We start from the raw sequence: 16,097 nt of genomic DNA, 5'->3' as shown, positions 1-16,097 counted from the left end.
GGAGTAGGGTTCGCCTCGGGTACTCTCCCTGGAATGTCCGTGCTCGTATCGGCATGGAGGTCGCGATTCCCCCGTGTTCGAGTTCGCGTGGTGTGCTTCGCACGCCGTGTGGCGCAGATACTTCTTTGCGCCGGAATATCCCTGAAGTGGTTGTTGGGGTAACTGTGGGTCAACCATGCTGTACGGGAGGGGGGTCACACTGCGTGATTCCCTGGAGACGCGAGGCGTTGTGTCCGCCGGTTCGGATGGTGTGAGCGGTGCAGGTGCTTCAAATGCAGATGGAGGTCGGGGTCGACCCCGCGGAGGTGGGGCGGGCCCGCAGATGGGCGCGGTCGCGGCTGGCGAAGTCCGGGATAGGGCTCGACGAGCCGCTGGCCGAGACGCTGATCCTGCTGATCTCCGAGCTGGTGACCAACGCCGTGGTGCACACGGGCTGTCCGGCCGTGCTGCGGATGTTCTTCCCGGGGGTCCCCGGCGCCCCGGGAGTCCCGGGCGTCGCGGGTCTCGCGGCGGGGGCTGCGGCGCCGGCACGGTTCGCGTCGAGGTCGCGGACATCAGCGCCCGGCCGCCGCGCCGGCGGTGTGCCAGGGGTGACGACACGGGCGGCCGGGGCCTGGAGTTGGTGGACGGACTGGCCGACCGCTGGGGCTGGCAGCAGGAGGGTTCGGGCAAGCGCATCTGGTGCGAGATCGACCGGAGTCCCGTCCCGACGCGGACGCCGCCCCGCTGGAACGGTGCTTTCGAGCCACAACACGCCCTCACAAATGGGGCGTAGGAGGCAAAGTCCAGACCAGGTGTTGACGGGAAGTGTTCACCTGATCACCCTTGGATGAAGCGATTCGTTGCGAGGGGACGTCGAGACGCCCAGGTGACCCCGGACGACTTGGCGAGTACGGGTCGCGGTCCGGCGCGACGACAGGGCTCAGGCGCCGGAGCTGGGCGGCGGCGGCGTGCGGTGCCGTGCTCGGGGTGCGCATCGAGGCGCCGCCGCCGGCTCGTCTCGCGGATGGCCCGTATCCGTCCGTCGAAACCTCCAGGGGTGAACCGCGTCACAGATTCGGGGCGATTGCCGTCCGAGTGGGGGCCGGTGCGGTCCTTCTCGGTGGAACGGCTTCCCGGCCGCCTCGGGGTGAGGCGGCCGCCGGGGCTCGGGCCGGCACTCGGAGCAAAACGGGCATTTCGCGGTAACGACCCTTTGCCAGGGAACCTCTTGGCCTCTGAGGGAATCATTCTTGGAGAGAGGGGCGGATATGACACAGCAAGCTGAGCCGGGCGCGATACCGGACGAGGCGCCGGCGGCCGCACCCGACGACTCCGCCGGGGTGGACGACGCCGGAGGCCGGGAGCGCGCGGAGCGGCCGGATGCATCGGACCGGACGGAGCGGAAGGGTTCGTCGGACCGCGCGGAGCCGGAGGGCTCGTCGGACCGCACCGAGCCGGAGGGTTCGTCGGACCGCACCGAGCTGAAGGAACCGTCGGACCGCGCGGAGCGGAAGGACGCGTCCGGCCGGGCGCGCGCGCCCCGCCACCCGGACGGTTTCGGCGCCGCGTTCTGCGCCTCGATGGCCGCGCTCTGCGCCGAGGTCGTCGTCGCGGCCAGCGTCGGCGTGCTCGTCCTGCTGTCGCGGGAGCACCAGGGGCTGCCCACCGCCCCCGCCCTCGCCGTCGCCGTGGCGCTCGGCGCGCTGCTGCTCATCGTGCTGCTCAGCGGGTTCGTGACGGCGGCGGCCGTGATGCCCGCGCTGGAGCTCTCCCGCCGCGCCGCCGCGCGCGCAGGCCGGCCCGAGGGCCGCTGGTGGACGGTCGGCGCGGTGCCGGCGGTGGCCGCCGCGCTGGTGATCGTCTTCGGTGCCGTGGCGGCGCTCGGCGCCCTCGCGCCGGCCCACCCCCTCAAGTACCTGATCTGGTGGGGCGCCCTCACCGTCGGCCTGCTGCCGCCCGCCCTCGCGGCACGCCGCGCCGCCCGCCGGGTGCGGGAGGACCGCCCGGGGAGCGTGGCCCGCCGGGTGGCCAGGGACGGCGTCCTCGCCTGGCTGCTCGTCGGCGCGATCGGCGCGACCGCGTACGGGACCGGGCTCGCCACCGTCTACGAGCCGCCGAAGCTGCGCCGCTCCGACATCGCCGGCGTCTGGAACGACGGCCGGGGCGGCACCGTCCGGCTGAAGGAGGACGGCAGCGCGGTCGCCGACGGGCTCGACACGTTCGACTGGGACGGCATGGGCCACGACCGGATCCAGGACTGCAACGGCTCCGGCAGCTGGACCCCGGTCAAGGAGAGCGGGGCGGTCGTCGGGGTCGGGCTGAAGATCGACGGCTGCGGGCGGTACGAGAAGAACTGGAGCGTCGCCGGCACGGCGAAGGAGCCGCGGATCTTCCACGAGATCGGCAAGCAGGGATCGGGCAAGCGCTACATGCTGAAGAAGATGCACGGGACCAAGGGCTGAGGACGCGCGGCTTCGCGGGGTGGGGGCGGGCGCGTGGGCGCGTGGGCGCGGGCGCTCGGCCGCGGGCCCGTGGGGTCCGGGCCGTGACCGGCCCTCGGACGCGCGAACGGCGGGTCACCGGGCGGGCTGGCCGTGCCCCGGTGACCCGCCGCCGTTGCTGACAGGACGGGTGTGCGCCGTGCGGTTACCGCGCGGGCTTCTTGCCGGTGATGCCCAGGTGCACCAGGAGCGCCAGGTTGGGCTTGAGGTCGGCCTGCTTGACGCCCCAGCCCTGGAAGCCCTTCTGATGGGAGGCGACGCCCGCCAGCATCACGACCAGCGAGCCGGCCACGGCGGCGGCGCTGACGTCCTTGTCCACCTTGTTCTTGGCCTGGAGATCCTTCACGGATTCGGTGAGGGAGTCGGTCACGGCGTTGAGGATCCGCATACGGATCTTGGCGAACCGCTTGTCCCCCTCGGCCGCGCCCAGGTCGATCACGCGCAGGATCGCGTCGTTCCGCCGCCAGAAGGCGAGGAATCCGTCCACCAATTCCTCGGCGGCCTGCCGGCCCGCCTTGCCCGCCCAGGAACGGCCGGCCACGAGTTCCCTGAGACCCGTCCCTTCCCGCGCCACTTCCTCGGCGAGTTCCAGAACGGCGCCCTCGACGTCCGGGAAGTACTGGTAGAAGGTCGCGGGCGAGGTGCCGGCCCGCCGGGCGACGTCGATGACCTTGACGTCGCGGTAGGGGGAGGAGCTGAGCATTTCTCCGAGGCAGTCGAGCAGCTTCTGTCGCGTCGCCTGTCCTCGGCGGCCGGCCACCCGGCCGTCGACGGTGCGTACTTGTCCTGTCATGCCGTCAGCTTACCGAGGGGTGATCGGAGCGCGATTCGGTCGCATGCAAATGGGGGCGGGGGTGTGAATAGGGGTGGATAAGCAGGTCAGGGGCGTTTCCGGGGCCAATTAACGGGCGGTCGCGGATTGGCCCGTACCGGTGAATTGTCTTATCGACAAGTCGTGGATCCGGCCTTCGGGCGAGGGGTGGCGGGGGCCGCCCGGGAGGCCGGGCCGGGCCGACGCCAGGGGTGGTGACGGGGGTGGTGCCGGGGCCGTACGGGCCCGTCCGGTGGCCACGTCGGCGGGACCGGCTCGTCCGTACGGGGGCGCGGGCGCGGGCCAGGTGTGCCGTGTACCGGCTCCCGGCGGCGGCCGCGCGGGACCGGGCGTCCGTCGCTACCGTGGCCGGTGCGACACCCCGCGCGGCCGGCCGGCCCGCGCGGGCCGGACCGGTGCGGTGCGGAAGGAAGGGAGCGGGCGCCATGGGCGCAGCTACGGACGGAGCCCCGCGGACCACGCCGTGCTGGGCGGACGTGACCCTGCCCGACGTCGAGGCGGGCAAGCGCTTCTACGGCGGGCTCTTCGGCTGGACCTTCGAGGAGGGAGACCCGGAGGCGGGGCCGTACGCGCGGGCCTTGCACGAGGGCGCGGAGGTCGCGGCCCTCGCGCCCAAGCCGGACGGGCGGATGCCCACGGCCTGGTGCGTCTACTTCTCCTCGCCCGACGCCGAGGCCACCGCCGAGCGGATCCGGGCGGAGGGCGGACAGGTCGTCACCGGGCCGTCCCGGGCGGGTGGGTACGGCACGCTGCTGCTCGCCGCGGACCCGGGCGGGGCCGTGTTCGGCGTCTGGCAGGCCGCCGCGCACCGGGGGTTCGGCAAGCGCGGCGCCCCCGGCGCGTACGGCTGGGCGGAGGTGTACACGCGGGCGCCGGCGGCCGTCGACGCCTTCTACGAGCGGGTCTTCGGGCTCACGGCACACGACCTGGGGGAGTCGGGGGAGTCAGGAGAGTCAGGGGAGGCTGCCGGGTTCGACTACGCCGTCTGGACGCCCGCCGGGGAGCCGCTCGCGCCGGAGCACGCGGTCGGCGGGCGGGCCGTCATGGACGAGGCGTCCTTCCCGGCGGCGATGCCGGCCCACTTCCTCGTCTACTTCGTCGTCGCCGACTGCGACGAGGCGTGCCGCGCGGCCCGGCGGCTGGGCGGCCGCATCCGGCGTGAGGCGCGGGACTCGGCGTACGGGCGGTTCGCCGTGCTGACCGACGATCAGGGGGCGGACTTCGCGGTCGTCGATCCGGCGCGGGCGGGCGAGGACTGAGGGGCCGGGTGGGGCCGTGAGCTGCCCGAAACGCCTGGTGCTGCTGTGTGTGGAGAGGCTTCCCGGTCCCCTGTGACGGATGGGAAAGGCCGACGGCGCGGGGGCGGAACTTCCGCTTTCGGCATGGACACGCCGAAGCACGACCCGGGTTCGCCACCACCGCCCCGGCCAGGGAGAATCAGAGGGCGTACCCCGGGATAATTCGCGGTGAGACGCTGCACGGGGCCGGAACAATCCTTTCGAGCCCCCACGGGGAGGTGGCAGGCCAGTTGGAGCAGCTCACACAGCACGACCCGAGACGGATCGGCCCGTTCGAGGTGCTCGGCCGGCTCGGGGCCGGCGGCATGGGACTGGTCTATCTCGCCCGCTCGGCGTCGGGCCGACGGGTCGCGATCAAGACGGTCCGTACGGAACTGGCCGAGGACCAGCTCTTCCGCGTCCGCTTCACCCGTGAGGTGGAAGCGGCCCGGGCGGTCAGCGGCTTCTACACGGCCGCCGTCGTGGACGCCGACCCGCGCGCCGCCGTGCCCTGGCTGGCCACCGCGTACGTCCCCGCGCCCTCCCTGGAAGAGATCATCAACGAGTGCGGGCCGCTCCCGGCCCAGGCGGTGCGCTGGCTGGCGGCCGGCATCGCGGAGGCGCTCCAGTCCATCCACGGCGCCGGGCTCGTCCACCGCGACCTCAAGCCGTCCAACGTGCTGGTGGTCGAGGACGGGCCGCGCGTCATCGACTTCGGCATCGCCTCCGGCGTCTCCAACACCCGGCTGACCATGACCAACGTGGCCGTCGGCACGCCCGCGTACATGTCCCCCGAACAGGCCAGGGACTCGCGCAGCGTCACCGGCGCCAGCGACGTCTTCTCGCTCGGCTCCACCCTCGTCTTCGCCGCCACCGGCCACGCCCCCTTCCACGGCGCGAACCCGGTCGAGACGGTCTTCATGCTGCTCCGGGAGGGCCCGGACCTCTCCGGCCTGCCCGACGAGCTGCGCCCGCTCATCGACTCCTGCATGCAGATGGCGGCCGAGCACCGGCCCAGCCCGGCCGACCTCCAGGCCCAGCTCGGCCCGCACCTCTTCGCCTCCGGCGGGGGCGACGACAGCGGCACGGCGTCCGCCTGGCTGCCGCCCGACGCCGTCTCGCTCATCGAGCGCCGCCGCGCCGGACAGCGGCCCGCCGCGCCCCCCGCCCGGGGGCGCTCCGGCCGTTCCGCCGTCCCGCCGCCCCCGGCCCGGCCGCCGGCCGAGCCCCCGTACGACCCGTCCCGCGCCGCCCAGCCGCCGAGCTGGAGCGACGCCCGGGCGACGGGCCCGCAGCACGGGCGGCCCGCCGGGGCGCCCGACCCGCGCGGGGCGTCGGCCGTGGCCCCCGCGCCCGTTCCCGTCCCCGTCTCCGCGCCCGTCCCGGCCCCGGCGCAGGGCCGGCACGCCGCCGCGCCCGCGCCCGCCTACGCCGACGACGGCTCGGTACGGCTCTCCGGCGCGCAGCTGCCGATCGGCCCCGGACCGCGCGTCGCCGACGCCCGCGAGCCGTACGCGCCCTCGGCGGCCGGCACCGCCACCGGCTGGGTCCGCCCGCCCGGCGGCACCGCGGCCCCCGCGGCACCCGACCCGGTCCCCAACGCCACGGTGGACCCGGCCCGTTGGCGGCCGTGGCGGTTCCGGATGTCCAACGACGTCTGGGGCACGCCCGTCGTCGCCGGCGACCTGGTGTACGTCACCTCCTTCGAGGTGCACGCGCTCGATGTGGCCAGCGGGCGGCGGCAGTTCAAGACGCGCGACGTCGCCTGGGCCATGTCCGTCGCCGACGGCCGCATACACGCCTCCGACGGCCCGACGCTCTACGCCCTCGACGCCGCCGACGGCGGCGAGCGCTGGCGGCTGTCCACCGACGGTTGGGTGTACTCGCTCGGCGTCGACCGGGGCACGGTCGTCACCGGCACCCGCGGCGGCGGCGCCCAGGCATGGGAGGCGGCCACCGGCGAACTCCTCTGGGAGACCTCCGGCCTCCAGACCGACTTCGAGACCCCCGACTGCGGTCCGGTCGTCCAGGACGGCACGGTCTTCCTCTGGTCCGACGCCCGGCTGCGCGCCCTCGACGCCCGCTCCGGCACCGAGCGCTGGAGCTACCCCGTCGGCGACACCGGCTCCTGCGGCGGCGTCCCCGTCCGGCTGCACGTCGCCCCCGACGGCGTCGTCTACGTCGCCGCCGGCACCCGCCTGCTCGCCGTCGACACCGCCCGCGGCGACGTCCGCTGGCGCTTCGAGGCCCCCGCGGTCTTCCTCAGCCCGCCCGCCGTCGGCAACGGCGGCGTCTACGCGGCCGACTACCTCGGCACCGTCTACGCCCTCGACGCCGCCGGCGGCCAGGAGCGCTGGCGCATCGCCACCGAGGCCCGCCAGTCCACCGAGCCCGTCCTCGTCTCCAACGGCCTCGTCCACCTCGGCAGCGGCGGCGCCCTCTACACCCTCGACGCCGTCACCGGCACCCCCCGCTGGCGCTTCGCCGCCGGCGGCGACATCGTCGGCTCCCCCGTCGTCGCCGACGGCCGCGTCCACTTCGGCTCCGCCGACCACTGCCTCTACGCCCTCGACGCCACCGGCGGCCAACTCCGCTGGAAACTCGCCACCGGCGGCGAGATCACCGGCACCCCCCTGGCGTCCGGTGGCGTGGTCTACGCCTGCAGCAAGGACCGCTGCGTCTACGCCCTGGACGCGGCGAAGGGGACGGGGCAGGCGCGGCGGTGAGGTGAGCGCCGCTCCGGCACGCGGCTTACGGATCGGCGGGTGGGGTCGGCCCTTCCATGGGGGCGGCCCCACCCGCCGTCGGTCCACCCGGTACGGCGCGGCGGTACTGCCGTACTCCGGGCGCCCGGCGACGCCGCGGGGAAGCGAGGGTGTGCCGGGCGCCCGCATGAACCGGGCATGGTGCCGGCGTGCCGTCCCGGCACCGGTGTTCTCCGGGGGTCTTCATCGTTATGCCCCGTGAAACCGTGTCCCGTGACGGCTTTGGTCCATGGGACTCCTTCCTGCTCGGCTTAATGGAGAGGACCGATGTCAGTGGTGGCCCTCATGATGGGGGTACTGGTCATCGGTTCCGGGCCGACGTCTCGCATCCCCTCCTCACGCCTGCGCGGACAGGCGACTTCGGTGTGGGCGGACGCGGGATGCCAGGGCCCGGCGTGCAACTGGAGCGGGGGCAGCATGATGCGGTGGAACAGGATGACGAAGAATGCCGTGCGGTGCGAGGCCGTACGCGGTAGCGGCAGTGACGAGCACGTGGGGTTTTCGGTCTGCCGGTGAGCGGCGCCCGGATTCTCGCGTCGCGAGAGGCAAGATCGCCGGCCAATATAGGAAGGCGATGTCAACTGCGCGGTAGTACGGTGCAGTTCATAACCACCTGGGGGCCCGGCGCAGCGTCCTGAGACGACGGCGCCGGCCTCCGCTCGCCCTCGAGCAGAGGGTGAGCAGAATGGTGAAGGCCGCGGCGCCGATCGGGAAGTGTGCTGCGGAATGCCGCACGGCGTGACTCCTTTCTGCGGTCGGTGGACGGCCGGACAGGACTCTCGCCGGACAGGCTTTTGTCCGCCAGTACGAATGTGCTCAACCGCATGTCATCGGTGTTCGATTGACGGACAATGCAGATGTGCCCCAGGACAGTCGCCCCAAGGAGGCGGAAGGTGGGAAGGCCCGGGCGCCCGCAGGAAGGTCCGAAGGGAAGGAGCACGGAAGCCAATGAACTCGCCGCACTGTTGAGGAGCGCCACCGATCACCTGACGGTACGCCAATTGGCCGCCCGATACGCGGCGGGCAAAACGGCCTGGGGCGAGTACCGATCCGGGGCCCGGACGATTCCCCTTCCGCTCCTGCGGAAGGTGCTCGACGGCGAGGTGCCCGACGCCCGCGCGAAGGAGCGGCTGTGGCGAAGAGCGCGGGCGCTGCATGCCGCGGCCGTGAGGAGCGAGGACGCGGCGGCGCCGCCCGTGGCGTACGGTTCCCCGGCCGAGTCCGTGGCCGGTGATGCGGAGAGCGGCCGGGACGACGGGCCCCTGCTGGCGGTACTCGGCCCGGTCCGGTACCGCCGGGGCGCCGCGTGGGCGCCCGTCGGCCCGCCGCAGCGGTGCGCCCTGCTGGCCGCGCTCCTGCTGCGGGACGGCCGCAGCGCCACCCCGGCGGAGCTCGTCGGTGACCTCTGGGGCGCGCACCCTCCTCCGTCCGCCGTCACGGCGCTCCGGACCCACGCGTCGGGGCTGCGCAAAGTACTGGGCCGGACGTCGGTGCTGCTCAGCGATTCGGGGGGCTACTCGCTGCCCGTCCGGCGCGGGCTCGTCGACCTCCACCGCGCCGAGGAGGCGGCCGCCGCGGCCCGGCGCGCGGGCCGCGCCGGAAAGCCGGCCGAGGCACGCGAGCTGTTCACCGCCGCGCTGTCCGCATGGACGGGCGAGACGCTGGCGGGCGTGCCGGGACCGTACGCCGCGGCGCAGCGCGCCCGGCTGGAGGAGTGGAGGCTCACGCTCCTGGAGTCCCGCCTGGAACTGGACGTCGCAGCGGGCCGATGCGCCGACACCGTCTCCGAGTTGACGCTCCTCGTGGCCGAGCACCCCTACCGCGAGCGGTTCCGCGAGCTCTTGATGCTCGCCCTCCACCGCAGCGGCCGCCGGTGCGAGGCGCTGGCGGTCTTCACCGACGCCCGGCGCCTCCTCGTCGGGGAACTGGGTGTCGAGCCGGGGCCGGGGCTGACAGAGCTGCGTCGCCGCGTGCTCGCCGCCGGCCCCGAGCCGGCCGGACCCGGACCCAGGGGGCCCTCGGAGGTCGTACCGCATGTCCGGCCGGCGCAACTTCCGGCGGTCACAGCGCACTTCACCGGCCGCGAGCCGGTGGCGGCCGAGATCAGGAAACACCTGACCGCCGCGGACGGGACCGGCTTGTGCGCCGTCTCCGGCGTGGGCGGCGTGGGGAAGACGGCCCTGGCGCTGTACGCCGCGCGGGGCGTGCGCGAGTGCTTTCCCGACGGGCAGCTCCACACCGACCTCCGCGGCGCCGGGAACGATCCGGCGGATCCCCACACGGTGCTCGGGGCCTTCCTCCGCGCCCTCGGGATGCCCGACGCGGCCATCCCCGGCGGCATGGACGAGAGGGCGGCGCTCTACCGGTCCCTGCTGGCCCGCCGTCGCGTACTGGTCCTGCTCGACAACGCACGGGACGCCGCGCAGGTGCGGCCGCTGCTGCCGGGTGCCGAGAAGAGCGCGGTGCTCGTGACCAGCCGTGCCCGTCTCGTCGACCTGGAGGACGCGCACCTCGTCGACCTGGACGTCATGGGGCACGGCGAGGCGTTCGGCCTCTTCACCCGTATCGTCGGCGAGGCACGGACCGCGGCGGAGCGCACCGAGGCGTGGGACGTGGTGGCCGCCTGCGGCCGGCTGCCCCTCGCCCTGCGCATCGCCGCCGCACGGCTGGCCTCCCGCCCCACCTGGGACATCGGCTTCCTCGCCGGCCGCCTCGGCGACGAGCACCGCCGGCTGGACGAGCTGCACGTGGGCGACATGGCCGTCGCCGCGGCCTTCGGCATGTCGTACGCCCACCTCGACGCCGCGCAGGCCCGCGCGTTCCGCCTGCTCGCCCTGGCCGACGGCCCGGACGTCTCCCTGGCCGCGGCAGCCGCCCTGCTGAAGCTGTCGGCGCATGCCGCGGAAGCCGTGCTGGAGTCCCTCGTCGACGCCTCGCTGCTGGTGTCCGCCAAGGCGGGGCGCTACCACTTCCACGACCTGGTGCGGCTGTACGCCCGGGCCCGGGCCGAGCGGGACGAACCGGCGGCGGAGCGCACGGCGGCGCTCTCCCGGCTGCTGGACTTCTACCAGGGGATGGCCCTGCACGTGTACCTGCTGGGACGGCCGGGGGACCGCCTGGGTGATCACGTGGCCGCGGCACCGGTGCCCGACTCGGCCCCCGCGGATCTGGCGACCGCGGCGGAGTGGCTCATCACCGAGACGGACTGCCTCTTGTCGTGTGTCCGGTCACTGGCTCGGGGCGCCACCCTGAGAAGAGCGGTGGACCTTCTTTACACGGCACGGGACATATCCGAGTCCGGTCCGGGACAACGCGCTTATGAGGAGACGGCCATGGTTGCCCTCGAAGCCGCTCTCAAGGAACAGGACGCTTTCGCCGAGGGGCGGGTCCGCCTGGTGATCGCCGGTCATTTATCGATCAAGGGAGACTTCGACGCGGCGGCGGAGCACGCGGACCGGTCCATCGCGCTTTCCCTCTCGGAAGGGGACATGCTGACCCGATCCCGCGCGGCGAATGTGCGGGGCATCATCTGGCATTACCGCGGGACTTCCGGCGAGCACCTGCGGTGGTTCGCGGAAGCGCTGGACGCATTCCGCGCGGAAGGAGACCGCCCCGGCGAGGCCAGTGTTCTCAACAACCTCTCGATCGCCCATTCCCAAAGCGGCGACGGTGCCCTCGCGTTGACTCTGGCGGAGCAGGCTCTGGCCATTCACAGCGAGCCAGGCAGCCCTTCATGGCGTCGTGCCAACAGCCTTTACACACGGGGCTGCGCCCTTATCGAACTGGACCGGTTCGGGGAAGCCGTCCACGACCTCACGGCCGCTCTGGACATTTTCCGAGAATCCCGGAAGACGCGCTGGCAGGCCTGGTCCCATTGGCGTATCGCCCGAGCACATCTCCTCGGTGGGCTCCCGGCCCAGGCCGCACGCCATGCGGAGCTGGCCCTCTCGTTGTTGAGGCTCTTGGGCACGGACCACAAGGAAGGCGAAGTGCTCTCCGTCCTGGCGGACGCCCTGGACCGGGTGGGGCACCCGGGCCGTGCGCACGCCTGCCGCACGGAGGCGGCACGCCTGTCGGGCGACCGAGGGCGGCGTGACGAGACGGGACGGCGCGGCACACGGAAGTGAGACGTGTCAGACGTCGGTGCTGCCCAGGTGCTCGTCCTGCGCGATGTCGACGTACTTCCCCACCCCCGCCGACCGGACGCTCGCGGTGCCGGCGACGTGCTCGTCGGCCGATGCGGCGAGTGACCCCAGCCCGGTGAGCGCGCCCGCGGCAGTCAGGACGATCGCGGCTGCGCGGAGCCGGTGCGATATGGAGCGGGTCATCGTGTCTCCTATGGGTGGTGGTGTGGCATCCGCGCCGCCGCGGCGTGTGACAGCGGATGTGGCCGGCGGGCCGGGCATCGCTGCCCGTTCGCTCGCCACAGGAGCCGGTGCCGGCGAATCCCCCTCCGCGCCGCCGACACCGGCTCCTCCGCCGCGGACCACGGCTGCCCTCATGTCCCCCGGGGAGCCGCGGACCCGTTCTCTTCAGGAGCGGGGGCTCCGTCCTTCCGGAGCCGGAACCCCCGTGCCGGCCGGGCGGGTGCCCGGTACCGGCGTCCTGTGGTCCAGTGGTGCGCTCAGACGGGCTCGGAGCCCACGTGCTCGTCCTGCACGACGACCGGCGCGCCCTTGCCCTTGTCCCCCGTGGCGGTGACGGACGCGGTCACGGTGGCAGGGGTGCCCACGTGCTCGTCCTGTGGGGCTGGTGGGACGTGCGCGAGGTTGTTCTGATCGGTCATGGTTCTCAACTCCGTGATGAGGTGCGAGTCGTAGTGGTGCAACGGAGGACTGAAGAGCCCGCCCGGCAACTCCCCCGAGGGCTGCCGGACGGGCGGGGTTTCGGATGTCTCCGAAAGTGAGGCCTAACCCTTGCTACGACCCGCCTGCCCCCCGACGCGACGGATCGATGCAATAAGAGTGGCGCACCCGGATAAACGATCGATGAACGGCCAGCTGAGACGCCGTTCGGTGCGCTGTGCCGCGTCCGCCGGCCCGCGAGGGCGCCGGAGGCTTCAGGCGGACACGTTGTCGAGCAGCCGGTGCACCTCCGCGGCTTCCGTACGGGCACCTCGCTGCCGGAAGATCGCCAGCGCCTCCGTCCAGCACGCGCGGGCGCGTTCCGGCTGCCCGAGCGCGGCGAGGCACCGGCCGAGCACCGCCAGGATGCTGCCCCGCCGCCACTCGCCTCCGATCCCCCGCACCTGGACCAGCGCCTGTTCGGCATGGGACGCGCCGCGCGCGGAGTCCCCGGTCTCGCAGTACAGCTCGGCCATGCGGTAGAGCGTCCAGCCTTCCCACATGCGCTGGCGGTGGGTACGGAAGATTTCGAGCGCCTCCATGTACACGCGCAGGGCGTGCGCGTGGTTCCCCGCCGTGGCGAGGATCAAGGCGTACGTGTAGAGGGCGTTCGCGATGCGCCAGGTCCCGTTCGTCTCGCGGTAGATGGCCAGGCTCTGCTCGGCGAGCCCGACGGCCGTGCCGGTGCGCCCGGTGTCGGCGTGGACCCGTGAGAGGTTGCTCAGGGCGCTGGCCTCGCCGGGCCGGTTGCCGTCCTTGCGGAACCACTCCAGGGCCTGCTCGATGTACCGCTCGGCGTCTTCCAGGCGGTGCTGGTAGACGGCCGTGATGCCGCGGATGTTCGAGGCGTAGCAGCAGGGCAGGGCGTCGTCGTTGGCGAGCCCCAGCCGGACGGCGTGCATGGCCTGCTCGTCCGCGGCGTCGAACTGCCCGGCGAGGCTGTGGACGTGCGCCAGCACGGTACGCGCGCGCCCCTCGGCCCAGGTGTCGCCGGCGGCCTGCGCGGCAGAGAGCAGGGCGGTGGCCACTTGGCGGTACTGCCGCGAGTGGGCCCCCGACTCGGTCAGGTCCTTGGCCGCCCGCAGCAGATCGACCGCGCGGCGCAGGGAGTCGCCGCGACTGTCGGCGTATTGCCATGCGCATGCCAGAAGCGAGGGTGCCTCGGCGTACAGCCAGTCGCTCGCCCTCTCGCTGTCGGTGAAGACAAGGCCGGGGTGACGGGTGGGTGTCAGGTGTTTCAGTAACTGCTCCCCCGGCCGCTCCAGCACGTACACCCCCGCCGCCGTCGACAGGTAGAAGTCGAGCAGCCGCGACATCGCCGCCTCGCGCTCCGCCGGGGGCTGTTCGTCGCGTTCGGCGCAGGAGCGGGCGTAGAGGCGGAGGAGGTCGTGGAAGCGGTAGCGGCCGGGGGCGGCGGATTCGAGGAGGGAGGCGTCGACGAGGGTTTCGAGGAGTTCTTCCGTGGTGTCGACGTCCAGGTCGAGGACGGCCGCGGCGGCCGGGAGGGAGATGTCCGGGCCGTCGGGGAGGCCGAGGAGGCGGAAGGCGCGGGCCTGGGCCGGTTCGAGCTGGCCGTAGCCGAGTTCGAAGGTGGCCTTGACGGCGAGGTCGCCGGCGCGGAGTTCGTCGAGGCGGCGGCGTTCGTCGCCGAGCTTGCGGGCGAGGACGGAGACCGTCCAGGTGCGGCGGGCGGCGAGGCGGGACGCCGCGATGCGGATGGCGAGCGGCAGGAAGCCGCAGGCGGCGACGGTGTCCATGGCCGCGTCGCGTTCGGCGGCGACGCGTTCGGTGCCGACGATGCGGGTGAACAGGACGAGGGCCTCCTCGGGGCTCATCACGTCCAGGTCCACGAGGTGCGCGCCGGCCAGGTCGACCATGCGGGTGCGGCTGGTGACGAGGGCCGCGCAGCCCTCCGTGCCCGGGAGCAGCGGGCGGATCTGGGCGGCGTCGCGCGCGTTGTCGAGGAGGGCGAGGACGCGGCGGCCGTCGAGGGTGGAGCGGAAGAGGGCGGAGCGCTCCTGGAGGCCCTCGGGTATCGCCGAGTCGGCGACGCCGAGGGCGCGCAGGAACGCGCCGAGGACGGCCTCGGGTTCGGCGACGACGGGTCCGGTGCCCTGGAGGTCGACGTACAGCTGCCCGTCGGGGAAGTGCTCGCGGGCCGCGTGCGCGACGTGCACCGCCAGCGTCGTCTTGCCGACGCCCCCGATGCCCGCCACCGCGGACACCGCCATCACCCGCCCCTCGGCCGTCGCCAGCTGGTGGCTGAGCTCTTGGACGAACGCGTCCCGGCCGGTGAAGTCGGGGACGGTGGCCGGGAGCTGGGCGGGCCGGACGAACGACGGGCCCGTGCCGCCGCGGTCGCCCGACGGGTGCGGCGCGAGGTCGGCGTCGCCGCGCAGGATGCGCTGCTGGAGCTCGGAGAGCTCCGCGCACGGCTCGACGCCCAGTTCGTCGTCGAGCAGCCGCCGGGTGTCGGTGTACACGGCCAGCGCCTCGGCCTGCCGGCCGCTGCGGTACAGGGCCAGCATCAGGAGTTCGCGCAGCCGCTCGCGCAGCGGGTGCGCGGCGGTGAGCGCGGTCAGCTCCGACACCGCCTCCGCGTGGTGGCCGAGCTCCAGGTCCAGGTCGAGCCGGGTCTCCACCAGGCCGAGCCGCCACTCCTCCAGGCGGGCGCGCTGGGTGTCGGCGTACGGGCCGGGGACGTGCGCGAGCGGCTCGCCGTCCCAGACGGCCAGGGCCTCGCTGATGAGCGCCCTGGCCCGGGTGCCGTTGCCCGCGGCGCGGGCCTTCTCGGCCTCGGCGGCGAGGCGTTCCGCGGAGTCGATGTCCAGGCAGCCCACACCCGCCCGGAGCGCGTACCCGCCCGCCTCGCTCGCCAGCACGTCCGCGTCCGGACCGAACGCCTTGCGGAGCCGGGACGCGTAGGTGCGCAGCGCGGCGAGCGCCGCGTGCGGGGGGTCGTCGCCCCAGAGCGCGTCCACGAGCTCCGCGGCCGTGGCCGTCCGGCCGCCGCGCAGCAGCAGTGCGGCGAGCAGGGCCCGTTGCTGGGGCGAACCGGTCCGCAGTTCCTCGCCGCCGCGCCAGGCGCGGACGGGCCCGAGCACGGCGAAGCGCAGTCGCTGTCCGTGCCCTGTGTCGCCGGCCATCGTGACCCCCTGCTCGTCCTGCTCGGTGGCACCGGCCAGTCTGCCCTGTCCGGGGCCCCGGCGTCAGCACCGGTCCGGCCCTCTCCACAGGGCCTTCAAACGCTGTGGACGGGCCCCGGCGGGGGGAGTCCGGGGGCCGCGCGGCGCTCCGGCGGAGGCACGGAGTCCGCCGGGCCGCCGTCGCGGCGGGCGGGGGTACGGGGGGTGGGGCGCGGGCCGGCAGCGACGTGAACAGGGAGAGCGGGGAGGGTCGGACTCGTCAACTCCCGCCGTGGGCAGGGGCTTAGGCCGTACGGCGGGGCCGGACCGGTGGTGCCTCGGCGGGGGCGTGGCGGAGCCGGGTGCCGGTTCGCTTGGTGGCGCGGAGCGGTTTCGGGGGCTTTCGCGGGACGCGTCGTACGGCTGGATGTCGCCGTCGGATGCTCCAGGGGGCCGGAACCGGAGGGTGACGAGAGTCGCAGGGGGAGGGTGGGGTGTGTGGGGCGCGTGGGGGAGTGGAGGGCGGAGTGGAGGGGGTTGGTGCGTCGTCGCACCGTGTCACCGGCCGACGTTGTCGTGCCGCGTCGCTGCTGTGTGTCAGTGTCCGGCGTTGTCGTGCCGCGTCGCTGCCGTGTGCCGGCGTCTGGTGTTGTTGTGCCGTGCCGCTGCTGTAGGTCAGCGTCTGGTGTCGTCGTGCCGCGTCACTGCCGTGCGTCCCGCCTGACGTCGCCGTCCCGCGCCGTCGGCCCGCGTCACCGGCCGATGTCGGCG

General features: G+C 73.8%; 8 protein-coding genes and 1 pseudogene. 5 read left to right on the top strand and 4 right to left on the bottom strand.

Annotation, left to right across the window (positions count from 1 at the left end):
- The first annotated feature begins 257 nt into the window (after nucleotides 1-257).
- Nucleotides 258-775, top strand: a pseudogene (locus ACQEVS_RS14575) (ATP-binding protein).
- 475 nt (nucleotides 776-1,250) lie between these two features.
- Complete coding sequence (locus tag ACQEVS_RS14570; RefSeq protein ID WP_433020364.1) at nucleotides 1,251-2,444, top strand: hypothetical protein; 1,194 nt, start codon at nucleotides 1,251-1,253, stop codon at nucleotides 2,442-2,444.
- A 184-nt stretch (nucleotides 2,445-2,628) separates the two neighbouring features.
- Here the strand turns inward: ACQEVS_RS14570 and ACQEVS_RS14565 are convergent, their stop codons facing one another.
- On the bottom strand, nucleotides 2,629-3,276 hold the full coding sequence (locus ACQEVS_RS14565; RefSeq protein ID WP_433020361.1) for a TetR family transcriptional regulator: 648 nt from the start codon (nucleotides 3,274-3,276) through the stop codon (nucleotides 2,629-2,631).
- A gap of 464 nt (nucleotides 3,277-3,740) precedes the next feature.
- On the opposite strand from ACQEVS_RS14565, the gene ACQEVS_RS14560 reads away from it, so the two are divergent.
- The 3 genes from ACQEVS_RS14560 (at nucleotide 3,741) to ACQEVS_RS14550 (ending at nucleotide 11,484) form a co-directional block, all read left to right on the top strand.
- A complete protein-coding gene (locus ACQEVS_RS14560; protein WP_433020358.1) occupies nucleotides 3,741-4,574 on the top strand; it encodes a VOC family protein in 834 nt (277 codons plus the stop codon).
- A gap of 269 nt (nucleotides 4,575-4,843) precedes the next feature.
- Complete coding sequence (locus tag ACQEVS_RS14555) at nucleotides 4,844-7,318, top strand: PQQ-binding-like beta-propeller repeat protein (protein ID WP_433020355.1); 2,475 nt, start codon at nucleotides 4,844-4,846, stop codon at nucleotides 7,316-7,318.
- A 1,040-nt stretch (nucleotides 7,319-8,358) separates the two neighbouring features.
- Nucleotides 8,359-11,484, top strand: a complete 3,126-nt coding sequence (locus ACQEVS_RS14550) for a BTAD domain-containing putative transcriptional regulator (protein ID WP_433020352.1) — start codon at nucleotides 8,359-8,361, stop codon at nucleotides 11,482-11,484.
- A gap of 6 nt (nucleotides 11,485-11,490) precedes the next feature.
- Here ACQEVS_RS14550 and ACQEVS_RS14545 read toward each other — a convergent pair whose 3' ends face one another.
- The 3 genes from ACQEVS_RS14545 to ACQEVS_RS14535 form a co-directional block, all read right to left on the bottom strand.
- Nucleotides 11,491-11,685, bottom strand: a complete 195-nt coding sequence (locus tag ACQEVS_RS14545; RefSeq protein ID WP_433020349.1) for a hypothetical protein — start codon at nucleotides 11,683-11,685, stop codon at nucleotides 11,491-11,493.
- A gap of 296 nt (nucleotides 11,686-11,981) precedes the next feature.
- Complete coding sequence (locus tag ACQEVS_RS14540) at nucleotides 11,982-12,143, bottom strand: hypothetical protein (protein ID WP_433020346.1); 162 nt, start codon at nucleotides 12,141-12,143, stop codon at nucleotides 11,982-11,984.
- Between the two features lie 273 nt (nucleotides 12,144-12,416).
- Nucleotides 12,417-15,347 carry a BTAD domain-containing putative transcriptional regulator gene (locus ACQEVS_RS14535; protein WP_433020343.1) on the bottom strand — a complete coding sequence of 977 codons (2,931 nt, stop codon included), beginning with the start codon at nucleotides 15,345-15,347 and terminating at the stop codon, nucleotides 12,417-12,419.
- Nucleotides 15,348-16,097: the final 750 nt, after the last annotated feature.

It is taken from the genome of Streptomyces sp. CA-181903, assembly GCF_050937075.1.
In the GTDB taxonomy this organism is placed as follows: domain Bacteria; phylum Actinomycetota; class Actinomycetes; order Streptomycetales; family Streptomycetaceae; genus Streptomyces.
Note: the sequence above shows the minus strand (reverse complement) of the source record. Positions and strands in the feature narration are given on the sequence as shown.